The sequence below is a fragment of the Comamonas sp. MYb396 genome (assembly GCF_037479555.1).
In the GTDB taxonomy this organism is placed as follows: Bacteria; Pseudomonadota; Gammaproteobacteria; order Burkholderiales; family Burkholderiaceae_C; genus Comamonas.
The window spans coordinates 151,154-166,561 of sequence record NZ_JBBGYU010000006.1; the positions used below are offsets into that span (position 1 = coordinate 151,154).

The 15,408-nt window shown below is 65.6% G+C and carries 14 protein-coding genes; 6 read left to right on the forward strand and 8 right to left on the reverse strand.

Annotated features, from left to right (window positions below; all coding sequences use genetic code 11):
* Position 1 precedes the first annotated feature (1 nt).
* The 4 genes from WH265_RS15255 to eat all read right to left on the reverse strand — a co-directional run bounded on the left by WH265_RS15255 (position 2) and on the right by eat (position 4,684).
* Positions 2–925 (reverse strand): MBL fold metallo-hydrolase, encoded by a 924-nt coding sequence (locus WH265_RS15255; RefSeq protein ID WP_339558832.1) that lies wholly within the window; start codon positions 923–925, stop codon positions 2–4.
* A gap of 70 nt (positions 926–995) precedes the next feature.
* Entirely contained in the window at positions 996–1,856 is an 861-nt protein-coding gene (eutC, locus tag WH265_RS15260) for an ethanolamine ammonia-lyase subunit EutC (RefSeq protein ID WP_339558833.1), read from the reverse strand.
* An 8-nt stretch (positions 1,857–1,864) separates the two neighbouring features.
* Positions 1,865–3,262 (reverse strand): ethanolamine ammonia-lyase subunit EutB, encoded by a 1,398-nt coding sequence (locus tag WH265_RS15265; RefSeq protein ID WP_339558834.1) that lies wholly within the window; start codon positions 3,260–3,262, stop codon positions 1,865–1,867.
* A 15-nt stretch (positions 3,263–3,277) separates the two neighbouring features.
* Positions 3,278–4,684 carry an ethanolamine permease gene (gene eat / locus WH265_RS15270; protein ID WP_339558835.1) on the reverse strand — a complete coding sequence of 469 codons (1,407 nt, stop codon included), beginning with the start codon at positions 4,682–4,684 and terminating at the stop codon, positions 3,278–3,280.
* A gap of 157 nt (positions 4,685–4,841) precedes the next feature.
* Here eat and WH265_RS15275 point away from each other — a divergent pair, with 157 nt between their 5' ends.
* Complete coding sequence (locus tag WH265_RS15275; protein ID WP_339558836.1) at positions 4,842–5,843, forward strand: helix-turn-helix domain-containing protein; 1,002 nt, start codon at positions 4,842–4,844, stop codon at positions 5,841–5,843.
* 16 nt (positions 5,844–5,859) lie between these two features.
* Here WH265_RS15275 and phhA read toward each other — a convergent pair whose 3' ends face one another.
* The 3 genes from phhA to hppD form a co-directional block, all read right to left on the reverse strand.
* Positions 5,860–6,687: a phenylalanine 4-monooxygenase gene (phhA, locus tag WH265_RS15280; protein WP_339558837.1), complete on the reverse strand. Its 828-nt coding sequence runs from the start codon at positions 6,685–6,687 to the stop codon at positions 5,860–5,862.
* Between the two features lie 62 nt (positions 6,688–6,749).
* Complete coding sequence (locus WH265_RS15285) at positions 6,750–7,715, reverse strand: Bug family tripartite tricarboxylate transporter substrate binding protein (protein ID WP_339558838.1); 966 nt, start codon at positions 7,713–7,715, stop codon at positions 6,750–6,752.
* Between the two features lie 90 nt (positions 7,716–7,805).
* Positions 7,806–8,930 (reverse strand): 4-hydroxyphenylpyruvate dioxygenase, encoded by a 1,125-nt coding sequence (hppD, locus tag WH265_RS15290; protein WP_021028760.1) that lies wholly within the window; start codon positions 8,928–8,930, stop codon positions 7,806–7,808.
* Here hppD and WH265_RS15295 point away from each other — a divergent pair.
* The 5 genes from WH265_RS15295 to WH265_RS15315 all read left to right on the forward strand — a co-directional run bounded on the left by WH265_RS15295 (position 8,917) and on the right by WH265_RS15315 (position 14,043).
* On the forward strand, positions 8,917–9,087 hold the full coding sequence (locus WH265_RS15295) for a hypothetical protein (protein WP_339558839.1): 171 nt from the start codon (positions 8,917–8,919) through the stop codon (positions 9,085–9,087). The two genes, hppD and WH265_RS15295, sit on opposite strands and share 14 nt — an antisense overlap.
* Before the next feature lie 62 nt (positions 9,088–9,149).
* Complete coding sequence (locus tag WH265_RS15300; protein ID WP_021028762.1) at positions 9,150–9,647, forward strand: Lrp/AsnC family transcriptional regulator; 498 nt, start codon at positions 9,150–9,152, stop codon at positions 9,645–9,647.
* A gap of 215 nt (positions 9,648–9,862) precedes the next feature.
* Entirely contained in the window at positions 9,863–10,615 is a 753-nt protein-coding gene (locus WH265_RS15305; protein WP_027011339.1) for a GNAT family N-acetyltransferase, read from the forward strand.
* A 240-nt stretch (positions 10,616–10,855) separates the two neighbouring features.
* Positions 10,856–11,740 carry an HlyC/CorC family transporter gene (locus WH265_RS15310; RefSeq protein ID WP_116926628.1) on the forward strand — a complete coding sequence of 295 codons (885 nt, stop codon included), beginning with the start codon at positions 10,856–10,858 and terminating at the stop codon, positions 11,738–11,740.
* Positions 11,741–11,898: 158 nt separating this feature from the next.
* Positions 11,899–14,043 (forward strand): prolyl oligopeptidase family serine peptidase, encoded by a 2,145-nt coding sequence (locus WH265_RS15315; RefSeq protein WP_339558840.1) that lies wholly within the window; start codon positions 11,899–11,901, stop codon positions 14,041–14,043.
* On the opposite strand, the gene WH265_RS15320 is transcribed toward WH265_RS15315, so the two are convergent.
* Positions 14,040–15,350 carry an MFS transporter gene (locus tag WH265_RS15320; protein ID WP_339558841.1) on the reverse strand — a complete coding sequence of 437 codons (1,311 nt, stop codon included), beginning with the start codon at positions 15,348–15,350 and terminating at the stop codon, positions 14,040–14,042. The genes WH265_RS15315 and WH265_RS15320 overlap by 4 nt on opposite strands.
* Positions 15,351–15,408: the final 58 nt, after the last annotated feature.

The following is a 15,408-nucleotide window of genomic DNA, read 5'->3' on the forward strand; positions in this document are numbered from 1 at the left end:
CTTACTGGTTGACCAGCAGCGCGCCCTCACGCCGTGCAGCGCCCGAGCGCTCCAGGTCGGCCACCAGCGATGCATGCCACTGCGCCAGCTCCTGGTCTGCAAAGTAGCGCTGGTGCAGCAGGCCGTAGTAGGGCGTGGCGGCCAGCCAGGCCTGCACTTGCCCCAAAGGCAGCTGTTGCCACTCCAATAGCTTGTATTTGAGCAGCACCTTGGCAGCATAGAGCGCATGGCGCTCGGGGCTTTGCACAAAGCGCTCCAGCCGCTGGCGCGCGGTGTGCAGCGCAGTGGCCACATCGCTGAAGGCACTGCCGTGGCCCGGCAGCACCAGGCGCGGCTGCAGGCGCTCGATCACATCCAGCGTGGCGGCCACCTCGTCAAAGGCCGCCGTGCCTTCGATCTCCGGAAAGACCACGCCAAAGCCGTTTTCCCAGAGCGCGTCGGCCGAGATCAGGATGCCTGAGGCGGGCTCGAACAGAATCACCGAATGCGGGTCATGGCCGGGCGCGGCATGGATCTGCCAGCGCTGTTCACCGAGCGCGATCTCTGTGCCCGGCTGCAGCAGCTCGTCCATCTGAAAGCGCGGGCAGTCCTGGCCGGTGGGGCGGTAGCTCAGCTGGTGCTCGTCCCAATCGGCGACCGCCTGCGCATGGCCGGGCGCAATGCTGGTGCGGGCCTGGGGCCAGCGCTGCTGCAAGGCGGCATTGCCGCCGCAGTGGTCGCTGTGCAAATGGGTGTTGACGATGCGCTGCAGCGGCGCGCCTTGCAGGCTGGCCTCGACGAGCGCCACGGTCTGCGCGGCATGGCTGCAGTAGCCGGTATCGACCACCGCCGTGGTGCCGCGCACAAATACCGTGTTGTTGGCCGACAGCCAGCCGCGCTCGATGAACTGGAGATCGGCTGGCAGCGAAGCGGTGGAGGCGGACATGGTGGCGCAGGCGAAGGGGCAAGACCGCCAGCCTAGCAGACGCGGCATGTCTGGCGCTGGCACCCAGGTGTCAGCGGGGCGTTTGCGGGCCGCTGCTGCCCAGCATGAAGGCCTGGCGGGCCTCTTGGGGCGCGGCCAGCGTGTCGGATTCGTCCTTGAGCTGCACGCCCGAGAGCTTGCGCTGGCGCGCCTGCTGCATCAGGTAGTGCAGCTTGTGGACGGCCTGCGCATAGCTCAGCCCCTGCTCGCGCACATTGGAGATGCAGTTGCGCGACTCATCGGTCATGCCCAGGCGGGGCTGCCAGGTCATGTACAGGCCCATGCTGTCCGGGGAGCTCAGGCCCGGGCGCTCACCAATCAGCACCACCACCAGCGAGGCGCCCAGTGCCGCACCAATCTCGTCGCCCAGCGCCACCCGGGCATGGCGCACCACCGTGATCGGGCCGACGCGCCACTGCTCGGCCAGCGCCGGCAGCATCTGGCGCAGAAAAGGCAAGGCATTGCGCTCGATGGCCAGCGAGGACAGGCCATCGGCGACGACAAACACCACATCGGCCTGGGCAGCGGTCAAGCCCTGGAGCAGGGCCCGCGACTCGGCGCTCAGGCGCCGGCCCAGATCCGGGCGCTGCAGGTAGGTGGGGCGGTCTTGGGCTGCGCTGTGCAGGCGCAGCACCGGCTGGGTGTGCAGCGCTTGTAGTTCGCCTGCGAGCGGGTCCATGTCAAGCTCGGTATGCACGGCCATGCGTGCCTGGGCATGGGCGAGGGCAAAGTCCAGGTGCGCGCGCGTGGGCAGGCTGGTGCCGGCGCGGCCCAGCGCAATGCGGGCGCTGGTGAACTGGCGCAGGCGCTCCCAGGAGTTGGGGGTGACGGTGGTGCTCCCGGGCTCGGCTGGGGCGGGCAGGGCGGCTGGGGCAGAAGGGCGTGGGGACATGGGGCGCTTCAGTTGAGCTGGGCCAGCGCTTGCGAAAAAGGCGCGGGCAGGTCAGCGGCCAGGCGCAGGCCCGGGCCCGACCCAGCAGACTGGGCAATGCCCATGGTCTGCAGCCAGGCCTCGAACTCCGGCGTAGGCCGCAGGCCCAGGGTCTTGCGCAGGTAGAGCGCATCGTGGAAGGACGTGGTCTGGTAGTTCAGCATGATGTCGTCCGAGCCGGGGATGCCCATGATGAAATTGATGCCGGCCACGCCAAACAGGGTCAGCAGCACATCCATGTCGTTTTGGTCGGCCTGCGCATGGTTGGTGTAGCAGATGTCGCAGCCCATCGGCAGGCCCAGCAGCTTGCCGCAGAAATGGTCTTCGAGCCCTGCGCGGATGATCTGCTTGCCGTCGTAGAGGTACTCGGGGCCGATAAAGCCGACCACGGTGTTGACCAGCAGCGGCTCGAACCTGCGGGCCACCGCATAGGCGCGCGCCTCGCAGGTCTGCTGGTCCAGCCCATGGTGGGCGCCGGCCGACAGCGCGCTGCCCTGGCCGGTCTCAAAGTACATGGCGTTGTTGCCGATGCTGCCGCGCGCCAGGCTCTGCGCCGCGTCATAGCCTTCCTGTAGCAAAGCCAGGTCCAGGCCAAAACTGCGGTTGGCAGCCTCGGTGCCGGCGATGGACTGGAACACCAGGTCCACCGGCACGCCCCGGCCAATGGCCTCGATGCTGGTGGTCACATGGGTGAGCACGCAGGACTGGGTGGGGATCTGGTACTGCTGGATCACCTCGTCGAGCATGAAGAGCAAGGTGCTGACGGCGGCGATGCTGTCGCTGGCCGGGTTGATGCCGATGACCGCATCGCCATTGCCGTACATCAGGCCGTCGAGCAGGCTGGCGGCAATGCCCGAGGGGTCGTCGGTGGGGTGGTTGGGCTGCAGCCGGGTGGACATGCGGCCGGGCAGACCGATGGTATTGCGAAAGCGGGTGACCACGCGGCATTTCTGCGCAATCAAAATCAGGTCCTGGTTGCGGCAGAGCTTGGAGGTGGCGGCCACCATCTCCGGGGTCAGGCCCGGTGCCAGTGCGCGCAAGCTCGCCTCGTTGGCGGCGTCCGACAGCAGCCAGTCGCGAAAGCCGCCCACCGTCAGGTGTGCGACCGGCGCAAAGGCTTCGCGCTCATGGCTGTCGATGATCAGGCGGGTGACCTCGTCGCTCTCATAGGGCACCAGCGCCTCTTGCAGAAAGTGCGCGAGCGGCAGATCGGCCAGCGCCATCTGTGCGGCAACGCGCTCGGTGTCATGGCGGGCCGCGACCCCCGCCAGGTGGTCGCCCGAGCGGGCCGGTGTGGCCTTGGCCATCAGCTCGCGCAGCGATGCAAACAGATGGCGCTCGGCGCCCACGGTATGGGAATAGGGCATGGTCGCAGCGCTTCCTCAATGGGTTGTCTCGCCGGGGGCGTCGGCCACCAGGTGGTGGCGGCTGTACAGCGCAAAGTAGGCAACGAAGACAGCGTAAACGATGAGGGCGCCGATGAGAACCCGGGGGTCCACCAGAAAGCCGGCCACCACGGCGATGCAGGCCAGCACCAGCGCGATGCCCGAGGTGAAGACGCCGCCGGGCGTGCGGTAGGCGCGCGGCAGGTTCGGCTCCTTGATGCGCAGCCAGATATGCGCGGCCATCATCATCACGTAGGAGATCGTGGCGCCAAACACCGCGACAAGGATCAGCAGATCGCCCTGGCCGGTCAGCGACAGCGCAAATCCGATCGCGCCGGGCACCAGCAGTGCGAGGTACGGGGTCTTGCGCTGCGTGGTCAAGGACAGGCCCCGGGGCAGGTAGCCGGCGCGCGACATCGCAAACACCAGGCGCGAGTAGCCGTAAATGATCGAGAAGAAGCTGGCAATGAGGCCGGCCAGGCCGACAAAGTTCACAAAGCGGCTGATCCAGGTGGGCCCGCCCAGCACCTTGCTGGATTCCAGCGCCTCGACCAGCGGGTTGCCCGAGTTCATCAAGGCCGCAGCCCCCGCGCCGCCAGGCGCCAGCACCAGGATCAGGCCGCAGAACAGCACCAGCACGGCGATGGCGCCGATCAGGCCCCTTGGCAGATCACGGCGCGGGTCCTGCGCTTCTTCGGCGGCCAGGGGCACGCCTTCTACCGCCAGAAAGAACCAGATGCCATAGGGGATGCAGGCCCAGATGCCGATGTAGCCAAAGGGCAGAAAGCTGCTGGCGCCCCAGGCGTCGGTGGGGGTGATGTCGAACAGATTGCTGACTTGGAAATGCGGCACCATCGCGACGATGAAGACCACGAGCGCAAGGACTGCCAGCGCGGTGACGGCAAAGATGAGGCGCAGGGCTTCACCCGCGCCATAGATGTGGATGCCCAGAAACACGGCATAAAAGCCCAGGTAGACCATCCAGCCATCGATGCCGAACAGCGACTGGCAGTAGGCGCCGATAAAGGTGGCAATCGCCGCCGGTGCAATCGCGTATTCCATCAGGATGGCGACGCCACACAGAAAACCGCCCCAGGGCCCAAAGGCGCGCCGGGCAAAGCCATAGCCGCCGCCGGCCGTGGGCGCGATGGTGGCGAGCTCAGCGAGCGCAAAGCACATGCAGGTGTACATCGTCGCCATCAGCGCCGAGGCCACCAGCAGGCCGCCCCAGCCGCCGGTCTTGAGGCCGAAGTTCCAGCCGGCATAGTCGCCCGAGATGACATAGGCCACGCCCAGGCCGACCAGCAGCAGCCAGCCGGCTGCCCCGCGCTTGAGCTGGCGCTGCTCGAAATAGTTGCTTGGGTGCGCGGCGCTGGCGCCTGCGGGGTTGGGGGTTTGGGCCATGGCCTGCCTTGTTGTCTGTGGTGTCCCCGATGGTGGCAAAGATGGGCTCCGGGCTCTATCCGATTTCGGCAAATCTGGCTAAGGGGAAGGCTGGGTTGACCTTGGTGCGCTTTTTGCGTGACCATGCCTGTATGCCTAGCCACGCCATTGCGCCGCCATGTCCCTGAGCGCCCCTTGTCCATCGCCCGCGCTGAGCAGCCTCCGTGCTGAGCGCTGCGCGACTGCGCAGGTGGCGCAGACCTGTGATGTCGATGAGCAGGCGGCCTTGCTGCAGGGCTGGAACCAGCGCTATGAGCAACTGTCGGCCGGCAGCTTTGAGGGCCGGGTCACCAGCTTGCACCTGGGGCCTATCCAGGCCTGGCGCGAGTTTTCCAGCCAGGCGCTGCACCAGACCGGTGCCTTGCGCGCCGGGCAGTTGGCGATCGGCCTGCCCAGCAGCATTCCGGGCAACACCATGTTCTGCAACCGCTCCTGCAGCGAGGGGCATGCGATTGTGTTCTCGGGCGATGGCCCCTTTGAGTTTGTCTCGCCCGGCGGCCTGGAGATCATCGATTTTGTCGTAGACCAGGGCAGCCTGGACCCCTATCTGACGGCCAGCGAACGCGAGCAGCTGCAGGCCCAGCTGGCGCAGCCGCATCTGCGGCCGGTCTCGGCCCATGAGCGCTGGCGCCTACCGATTCTGCTGTCCGACATGCAGCAGTGCCTGGCCGATACCACGCCAGAAGCCCTGCCGCCCCAGCAGCTCGACGAGATGGCCGGCGATGTGCTTGCCGCCATTGCTGCGGTGCTGCGCGATGGCGTGGGCAGCGAGGCCGATGAGCAGCTGTCCTACCAGCGGCGCGCGCATATCGTCAGCATGGCGCGGGAGCGGGTGGTGGCCACAGGCGCCGATGGCTCATTGACGGTCGAAGACCTGTGCCAGGCGCTGGCGGTGAGCCGCCGCGCCTTGCAGTACTCGTTCCAGGAAGTGCTGGGCATCTCGCCGCAAAGCTATCTGCGCGCCGTGCGCCTCAATGGTGCACGCCGCGCGATCAAGCAGGGCAGCAGCGTCTCGGACGCCGCGCTGGCCTGGGGCTTTTGGCACTTTGGCCGCTTTGCGCAGGAGTACAAGGCTTTGTTTGCCGAGCTGCCCTCGCACACCTGCAAGCGCTACCGCTGAGCAGTGCGCGCAACTTTTAATCCTGGGCGTCCGCTGCCAGCTCCGGCAGGCCGCGCAATGCGGCATACACGGGGGTGAAGTCGCCCTCGGTCATGTCAAACAGCTGCTGGAAATCGTCAATGACGAAATAGGTCTGCTGGTAGCTGTCGATCTTGTAGCGGGTGCGCATCGTTCGCTCCAAGGACAGCGGCAGGCGCTGGGGCAGCGGGCTGGTAACGGCGTGCTGCAGCTCGCCCGATGAGCTCAGGATGCCGGCGCCATAGGCGCGGATCTGGCCTTGCTCGCGGATCAGGCCGAACTCGATCGTGTACCAGTAGAGGCGGCTGAGCATTTCGCAGGCGCCCAGGCGCTCGGCCTTGAGGCCGCCCTGGCCATAGCGCTGCACATAGTCAGCAATGACCGGGTTGAACAGCAGCGGCACATGGCCGAACAGGTCGTGGAAGATATCGGGCTCGACCACATAGTCGAACTCCTCGGGCTTGCGGATCCAGTCGGTGACCGGGAATTTTCGGTTGGCCAGCAGGCTGAAAAAAGGCACCTCCGGGATCAGGCCCGGCACCGCGACGATCTCCCAGCCGGTGGCCTGGCGCAGGCGCTGGTTGATGTCTTCAAAGTGCGGGATGCGGTCTTCGACGCCGAGCGATGGCAGCGCATCGATGAAGGCCTGGCTCGCCAGCCCCGGCAGCAAGGCCTTTTGGCGCGCATACAGGCGCCGGTAGGTGTCGTGGTCGGCCTCGGTGTAGGCGGCGTAGTCTTGCGCGCAGGTGTAGTCGTCCTGCGCGCGGCTGTAGTCGCCGCGGGGCGGCCGGTCCGATTGTCCATAAACCACGGGTGCTTGTCCCATGCTGTGCTCCTTCATTTTTTATAGGACCAGCCGGGCACCCGCAGTTGTTAGGCTGCAGGCGCTCAGTTGGTCTTGATCTTGATCGTGTTGATCAGAAACTGAAACTTGCGTGCTTCCTGCGATACAAAGTGCGACAGCTCCTTGAGGCGCATGTCTTCGGGCGCAATGCCCATCTTCAGGTACTCGGCCTTGAAGCGCGGATCGGTCAGCGCGCCCTGGAAGGCGTAGGCGTACTTCTGCGCTTCCTGGTCGGGCAGGCTGGCGGGGGCAAACACGCCAAACCAGGTAGAGACATCAAAGCCTGGCACCGACTCGTTCACCGGCGGCACCTGGGGCAGGGCCACATTGCGGTCCGAGGTGGTCACGGCCAGCGCCAACAGCTCGCCGGACTTGATCAGCGGCAGGGCCGAGGCCAGGTTGTCAAACACCACATCGATATCGCCGCTCAGCAGCGCCTTCTGGGCCGGGGCTGCACCGGCGTAGGGCACGCTGGGCATCTGCAGATTGGCCAGCGACTTGAGCATCTCGCCCGAGATATGGCCGATACTGCCGTTGCCGCCCGAACCCATCTTCAAGCTGCCGGGGTGGCCCTTGATGTAGCTGACCATCTCCGAGGTGGTCTTGATGCCCAGCTGCTCGGCACGGCTCTTTTTCATCACCAGCACGTTGGGCACGCGCGCCACCAGGATCAAGGGCTTGAAGTCCTTTTGTGCGTCGTACTGTGGCGGTGTGCCCAGGTAGGGCAGCACCGCATGCGTGGCCACCGCGCCCATCAGCACCATGTTCTCCTGGGGCTTGGCCTGGGCCACCAAGGTCGCGCCCGTGGCACCGCCGGCCCCCGGCTTGTTGGCCACCGTGATGGCGCCCAGTTGCTTTTCGGCGCCCTGGGCCAGCAGGTGGGCCGAGGTGTCCAGCGGTCCACCGGCGGGGTAGGGGACCACAAAGGTCAGCGGTTGGCTGGCGTTCTGCGCGCTGGCAGCCAACATGAAACCAGACAGAACGGCGGCGAGGGTGACGGTGCGTTTCACAATTGTTTCCAGATTGATAAATCGCTCCGCAGTATAGAGAGGCCGCGTGGCAAATTGAGGAATATCAAAGCCGCAGCCCTTCAATTTTTCCTATAGCACCCCACGGCGCATCTGATCGAGTTCAATGCTCTCGAACAGCGCCTTGAAGTTGCCATTGCCAAAACCATCGTCGCCCTTGCGCTGGATGAACTCGAAGAAGATGGGGCCCAGCTGGTTCTCGCTGAAGATCTGCAGCAGCAACTTCTGGCCGGTGCCATCGATCAGGATCTTGCGCTTTTTCAGCTCGGCCACGTCCTCGCCGTGGTCGGGCAGGCGCTTGTCCACCAGCTCGTAGTAGGTGTCGATGGTGTCGAGCAGCTTGACGCCGCCGGCACGCAGCTGGTCCACGGTGGCATAGAGGTTGTCCGAGCCCATCGCGATGTGCTGGATGCCTTCGCCGTTGTACATGTCCAGGTATTCCTGGATCTGGCCGGCCTTTTCCTTGCCCTCTTCATTGATGGGAATGCGGATCTTGCCGCAGGGGCTGGTCATGGCCTTGCTCTTGACGCCGGTGACCTGGCCTTCGATGTCGAAGTACTTGATCTCGCGGAAGTTGAACAGGCGCTCGTAGAAGCCCGCCCATTCGTCCATGCGGCCCCGGTGCACGTTGTGGGTCAGGTGGTCGATATAGGTCAGGCCATGGCCGTGCGGGTTCAGCGCCTCTTCGGCGCTGACGCCGGGCAGCGGCTCGAAGTCCACATCGAAGAAGCCGATGTTGCCGATGTCACCGGCCTGGGCGCCGTTCTTGCCGCGCCAGCGGTCCACCAGGTAGATCAGGCTGTCGCCAATGCCCTTGATCGCGGGGATGTTCAGCTCGCCCGGGCCGGCCTGGCCGGCATAGCCCCAGGCACCCAGGCCCAGGGCGCGCTCGTAGGCGGCCTTGGCATCCTGCACGCGGAAGGCGATGGCGCAGACGCTGGGGCCGTGCAGGCGGGCAAAGCGCTGGGCAAAGCTGTCGGGCTCGGCATTGATGATGAAGTTGATCTCGCCCTGGCGGTACAGGGTCACGTTCTTGTGGCGGTGGCGCGCGACGGGCTTGAAGCCCATGGCCGTAAAGACCTTGCCCATGGCGACCGGATCGGGCGCGGCATATTCGATGAACTCGAAGCCGTCGGTGCCCATGGGGTTGTCCCAGGTCGTGAATTCGGTGGTCTGGTGGGGAATGGCGGCTGTCATCGCAGGTCTCCTGTGGATCGTCTCGGGTGGCGCCAGCGTCGGCTGGCTGCTGTGGCTCCACTGTACCGATCTTGGTGCGCAGCATTTTGGCGATTTATCCCAGTCCAATCCCAGTGAAAGCCTGATTTGTGTGTTCTTGCTAAAAATCAAGCATTAAAATTGCGTGATCCTGTTGTGTCGCGCTGCTGCGGTGCAGCAAAAACATTCCGGACCCCTGCCATGACCACCTCTGCCTACCCCCTGGACAAGCTCGACCGTGCCATCTTGCAGCGCCTGCAGCACAATGGCCGCGAGACCTATGACGTCGTGGGCGAGCAGGTGGGCCTGTCATCGAGCGCCGTGCTGCGCCGGGTCAAGCGCCTCGAAGAGGTGGGCGTGATCGAGCGCTATGTGGCCCTGGTCAAGCCCGAGGCGGTGGGCCTGTCGATGACCGCCTACCTCAATGTGCGGCTGGAGAAGTTCACCGAGGCGAGCAAGCGCAACCCGCTCGATCTCTTCCGCGCCAGCGTGCAAAGCTGGCCCGAGGTGGTCGAATGCGTGGCGCTGACCGGGGACATGGATTATCTGCTGCGCGTGGTCGTCGCCGACATGGCGCACTACAGCCGCTTTGTGATGGACACCTTGCTGCGCCACCCCGCTGTGCAGGACTGCAAGACCAGCTTTGTGCTGGACCGTGTCAAGCTCACCACAGCGCTGCCGGTATTGCCCGGGGTCTGAACCACAGCCGATGTTGCGCCAGCGCAAACGGCGCAGCGATTGCTGGACCGCTCACAGGCCCTTCAAACCGCATGCCCGAGTGCCCACTTGCGCCGCAAAGCCGCATGGCCGGGGGCTTTGAATACCCTTTGTAAGCGCGGGGTAAGCCATAGGCACGAAATATGCTGCATCGCAGCATGATTGATAATACGCGGGTTAACCCGTATATTTACCCCATGATCACGACGAAAGAATGGTTCCCTTCATCCGTTGCCAACGGCATGATGGCGTTTTTCCCCTTCTTTGGCCGGTTGGGCGAGAGCCCGCAGCAGCCCGACGGCAAGAAGCCACGACCTTCCGCCTCTATGGTTCCTATCCGCGCCCTCAGTGAGCGTCACCGCCCGCGCATCCTCGCCCATCTGCTGGCGCTCGATGCGCAGGACCGCTATTTGCGCTTTGGCTACCAGGCCAGCGACGCGCAGATCGAGCGCTATGTGGACGGGCTGAACTTCGAGCGTGACGAGATCTTTGGCATCTACAACCGCAGCCTCAAGCTGATTGCGATGGCCCATGTGGCCTACGCGCCGCCGTCGTCGAACATGGCCAGCTGCGCCGAGTTTGGCGTCTCCGTGCTCAAGTCCGGCCGGGGCAAGGGCCTGGGCAGCCGCTTGTTCGAGCGCGCCGCGATGGATGCGCGCACCAAAGGCGTGCAGATGCTGTTCATCCATGCACTGTCCGAGAACACCGCGATGCTCAAGATCGCCCGCAAGGCCGGCGCCACGGTGGAGCGCGATGGCTCCGAATCCGAGGCCTACCTGAAGCTGCCGCCCGCCGGCTTTGACACCCGCATGGCCGACCTGGTCGAGGACCAGATGGGCGAGATGGATTACCAGTTCAAAAAGCAGGCGCGCCAGTTCTGGGATTTCCTGTCGACCGTGCAGGAAGTGCGGCGTGATGTGCAGGAAGGCCGGCACAAGTCGGGCCAGTAGGAGCCGCTAACACAACCCTTGATACGTCGTTGCCCTGCCTTGTCGTACTACTGTACTGCCTGCGGCAGGACGCCTAGTCTCAACCGCAAACCTTCGGTTTGCTGGGCCGTGTTATCGGCTCTAAACAGCCGGGTTTGTCACAGGGGAGTGCTGAAGGATTGGGCAGCGATTTCGGAGGAAATCCGCAATCCGTTATGCTGATCGCTTGTTTCACTACCGCACGTCCTGCATTCCAAGACAGTGTCAGACCCCCATCCCTCGCGCTTCCCTGACAAGGAAGACAAACGCACCTTTTTCCAGAAGGTCGCTGAACTGATTCACCCGGCCCCAGACTCTGCGGACGAGTTGATCGAAACCCTGGCGGAAGCCGAAAGCAACGATGTCATCAACGCCGACTCCCGCGTGATGCTGGAGCGGGTCATCCGCATGGAAGACATGACCGCAGGCGATGTGATGGTGGCCGCACCGCGCATGGACCTGGTCGACATCGAAGCCGACTACGAGTCGGTGCTGCACACCGTCATCAACACCGCCCATTCGCGATTCCCGGTGTTCCAGGGCGAGCAGGAAAACATCATTGGCATCCTGATGGCCAAGGACCTGCTCAAGCTGCAACGTTCCCCCCAACTCAATCTGCGCGCGCTGCTGCGCCCGGCGGTGTTTGTGCCCGAGAGCAAGGGCCTCAACGACCTGCTGCGCGAGTTCCGGGGCAACCGCAACCACCTGGCCATCGTCATCGATGAGTTCGGCCGTGTGGCCGGCCTGGTCACGATTGAAGATGTGCTCGAACAGATCGTCGGCGAGATCGAGGACGAGTTCGATCTGCCCGAAGACGAGGGCGATATCTTTGCGCTGGCCGATGACACCTTCCGCATCTCGGGCGATACGCCTGTCGAGCGGGTGGCTGACGAGTTCAACGTGGTGCTCGAGAGCAGCGACCCCGATGAGTCGTTTGAGACCATTGGCGGCCTGATTGCCCATGAGCTGGGCCATGTGCCCAAGCGCGGCGCCCACATCATGCTGGGCGGCCTGCACTTTGAGGTGCTGCTGACCAAGGGCGGCGCCGTGCGCTGGTTCCGCGTGCAGCGGGCCGCGCCAGTGTCGGACCCGGCCGCAGACGCTTGAGTCCGCGCCGGATAGGCGCCCATACCGCCTGCAGCTGGGCTGCAATCCATGGCAGCGAACCCCGGTTCGCTGCCATTTTTTATCGGCGCTCGCTGCGCCTGCCCGGTGTTTGGCCTTATGGGCAGGGCTGTAGCGCAGCCTCCCTAAAATGCTGCTCCATGCCCACCTCCCCACAAGCCCCCACCCCGGCAGCTGCCGCTGATAGCGCAACCACGGCTCAGCAGCCAGCCTGGCCGGCCATCACCGCCCCGCATGCGGCGCCCCAGGACCACTGGATTGAACAGCTGGGCCGCCGCCGCAATGATGACTTTGCCTGGCTCAAATACATCCCAGAGACCGGCACGCGCAGCATGGACAACCTGCCCGAGCCGCTGGGCAGCCTGCTGCAGGCCGAGCGCGACTATGCGCAGCAGATGCTGGCGCCGCAGGCCGCATCGGCGCAGCGCTTCTACGATGCGATGGCTGCCCATGTCTGCAGCACTGCGCTGGCTGCGCCCGCCGCACTGCAAGGCTGGGCTTACAGCAGCCAGCCCGGGGCGGGCGGCCAGCGGGTGTTTGTGCGCAGCCATTCGGATGGCCGGGTGCAGACCCTGGTCGACGAGGCCGTGCAATCGCAGGGCCATCGGTACTACCGCGCCACCGACCACCAGGCCAGCCCGGACGACCGCTACTACGCCTGGGCCGAAGACCTGATCGGCAATGACCGCCACCGCATCTGCGTGCTCGACACCGATACCGGCCAGACCCAGGTGCTGGTGGAGGGCGATGCCTTTGGCTATGGCGGCCTGACTTTTTCGCCGTCGTCGCAGGACCTGTTCTGGATCTGGCGCGATGCGCACAGCCGACCCTCGCGCCTCTACCGCAGCGCGCTGCAGGGCGGGCAGCCGGTGCTGGTGCATGAGGAGGCCGACCCGGCGCTCTTCATGCGCGTGGCGCGCACGGCGGCCAATGGTTTTGTGGTGCTGAGCCTGTTCGGGCCCGACACCAGCGAGCTGCACCTGATTGCCGCCGGCCAGGAGCATGCCGCGCCCCGCCTGCTGCGCCCGCGCGAGCGCGGCATCCGCTACGAAGTCAACGAATGGAATGGCAGCCTGGTGGCGCTGACCAATGCCGGGGGCGCCACCGACCGCCAGATCCTGCGGCTGGGCCCCGACCTGCAGCCCCAGCAAACGCTGGCCGCCCACCGCCATGGCGTGCCCATCATCAAGATGCAGCCCTTTGCCAGCACGCTGGTGCGGCTGGAGAGGGTGGATGGCCTGCACCAGCTGGTGCTGCTGCAGCGCGACGGGGCGCAAACCACGGTCCGCTTCGACGAACCCGCCTACACCTTGGACCTGCTGCCCGGCCAGCACTGGGATGCCAGCCATGTGCGCATCAAGCACCAGACGCCGGCCCAGCCGCCGCGCTGGCTGGACATCCGCCTGGCCGACGGCCAGATGACCGAGGTGGGCCGCGAGACCTGGAGTGGGCTGGACCCGGCCAACTACCGCATCGAGCGCCTGCAGGCCCGTGCCGATGACGGCCAGTGGGTGCCGCTGACGGTGCTTTCGCGCAAGGACATCGATGCCAGCCAGCCCCAGCCGCTGCTGCTGACCGGCTATGGCGCCTACGGCATTGCGCACGAGGCCTCGTTCTCGCTGCCGGCCCTCGCCTGGGCCGATGCCGGCTACCGCTATGCGATTGCCCATGTGCGCGGCGGCTCAGAGAAGGGCCATGACTGGTACCAGGGCGGCTGCCGCGAGCACAAGCGCAATTCGATGACCGACTTCATCGCCTGCGCGCAGCATTTGCAGCAGCTGGGTTACAGCACACCGCAGCAGACGGTGGCCCAGGGCATATCGGCTGGCGGCCTGCTGGTCTGCGGCGCTATGAACATGCAGCCCCAGCACTGGGCGGGCGTGATCGCGCAGGTGCCCTTTGTCGACATGCTCAACACCATGAGCGATGCCGACCACCCGCTGGTGCCGCTGCTGCGCCCGGACTGGGGCGATCCGCTGGCCGACCCGGTTGCCTATGACTACATCGCCGCGCTGTCGCCCTACGAGAATGTGCGTGAGGCGGCCTACCCGCCGCTGCTGTGCACCGCCGGCTTGAAGGATGACCGCGTGCCATACTGGGAGCCGGCCAAACTGATGGCCAATGTGCGCCGCCGCTCCACCAGCGCGGCGCCCGCCTTGTTGCTGCTGAACCCGGACAGCGGCCACCAGGAAAGCGACCAGCAGGAGAGTGTGTTGGGCCAGGCCGCGCGCCTCTGGGCCTTTGCCCAGCACTGCGCCACGGCCGGCAAGCCGCCAGCTGTTTAGCGTGGCAGCGCTGCCTGGGGCCGGCTGCGTTGGAACAGCCCCCAGGCACACCAGGCCGACACCAGCAGTGCCGGAACGGCCGTGACCGAGATGGCGCTGAGCAAATGGCCCTGCACCACCCAGGTGGAGATAAAGCCCGCCAGCAGCGGCCCCAGCGCGCTGAACACCGAGACCACAAAGCTCCACAGCGCAAAGATGCGGGCGCGCAAGGCGGCGGGGGTGAGGTCCTGCAGCATGGTCGGCACCAGCGCATTGGCGGTGCAGGTGATGAAGAGAAAGAGCCCCACCACGACAAAGGCCTGCGGCAGCGATGCGGTGGAGAACAGCATCAGGATGGCCGGGATGGCCAGCAGTGCGCAGACGCCCATGATCAGCGGGCGCGCCGCCTGGCCCAGGCGCTGGGCGAGCCAGCGGTCCAGCCAGGCCACCACGGGCAGGCAGCCCAGGGTGCTGACCAGCAGGATCGGGCCCATCACCTCGCCAATATGGGCGGGCGTGGCCTCAAAGCGGCGCTCCAGCGCCAAGGCGATCAGCTGGTTCAAGCCTTGCACGGCAATCATCAGGCTGCCGGCAATGCCGACAAAGAGGCCAATGGACTGCCAGCGCGCACGCAGAAACTGGCGCAGCGAGGCACCGCTGGCGCCATCGCTGCTGGCGATGTAGCGCGGCGGATCGGCGGTGAACAGGCCCGCCAGCAGCAAGGGCAGGCCGGCCACCGACAGCAGCATGAAGGCCTTGCGCCAGGCATCCATGTCACCCGGAATAAGCGCAACGGCCGCGCTCTGGATATCACCGGCAAAATAAAAGCCGGCGCTGGCGCCGCTGGAGACGAGCGCCGCAAAGCCCAGGTTGGCCAGCACGCGGTGGCGCTGCGGTGCCAGGTCGGGGATCATCGAGTAGACCAGCGGCACCATCGCAAACTCGGTGATGCCAGCGGCCGAGCGGCCCAGAAAGAAGAGGGGGAAGTTGGGTGCCAGCGCGCTCAGCACCATCATCGCGGTGGAGGCGGCAATCAGGCAGAGCAGCACACGCTTGCGCGAGAAACGGTCGGCAAACCGCGCCAGCGGAATCGCCAGCGCACTGCCCACCAGCACACCGGCCAGGCCCTGCAGCGCGCCAATGGCGGCATCGCTGATCGCAAAGCTTTTCTGGATGGCCGACAGCGAGATGGCCTGCAGGCCATAGTCGCTCATCTGCACCCCGGCGGTGAGGCCCAGAAAAACAACCGTCAGCAAAGCGCGCAAGGACCACTGCGCGGGTCCGGTGTCGGCGGCAGAGGGGGCGGCACTGCCGGAAGAAGTCGTCATGGAGAGAAAGACAGAGAAGAAGCCAATCCAGTGCCACGGGCGCGGCCCGCAGCACTGG

Coding starts and splice junctions, on each gene's coding strand:
- WH265_RS15255 (WP_339558832.1), bottom strand. CDS start 925: ATGTCCGCCTCCACCGCTTCGCTGCCAGCCGATCTCCAGTTCATCGAG.
- eutC (WP_339558833.1), bottom strand. CDS start 1,856: ATGTCCCCACGCCCTTCTGCCCCAGCCGCCCTGCCCGCCCCAGCCGAG.
- WH265_RS15265 (WP_339558834.1), bottom strand. CDS start 3,262: ATGCCCTATTCCCATACCGTGGGCGCCGAGCGCCATCTGTTTGCATCG.
- eat (WP_339558835.1), bottom strand. CDS start 4,684: ATGGCCCAAACCCCCAACCCCGCAGGCGCCAGCGCCGCGCACCCAAGC.
- WH265_RS15275 (WP_339558836.1), top strand. CDS start 4,842: ATGTCCCTGAGCGCCCCTTGTCCATCGCCCGCGCTGAGCAGCCTCCGT.
- phhA (WP_339558837.1), bottom strand. CDS start 6,687: ATGGGACAAGCACCCGTGGTTTATGGACAATCGGACCGGCCGCCCCGC.
- WH265_RS15295 (WP_339558839.1), top strand. CDS start 8,917: ATGGCGGCTGTCATCGCAGGTCTCCTGTGGATCGTCTCGGGTGGCGCC.
- hppD (WP_021028760.1), bottom strand. CDS start 8,930: ATGACAGCCGCCATTCCCCACCAGACCACCGAATTCACGACCTGGGAC.
- WH265_RS15300 (WP_021028762.1), top strand. CDS start 9,150: ATGACCACCTCTGCCTACCCCCTGGACAAGCTCGACCGTGCCATCTTG.
- WH265_RS15305 (WP_027011339.1), top strand. CDS start 9,863: ATGATCACGACGAAAGAATGGTTCCCTTCATCCGTTGCCAACGGCATG.
- WH265_RS15315 (WP_339558840.1), top strand. CDS start 11,899: ATGCCCACCTCCCCACAAGCCCCCACCCCGGCAGCTGCCGCTGATAGC.
- WH265_RS15320 (WP_339558841.1), bottom strand. CDS start 15,350: ATGACGACTTCTTCCGGCAGTGCCGCCCCCTCTGCCGCCGACACCGGA.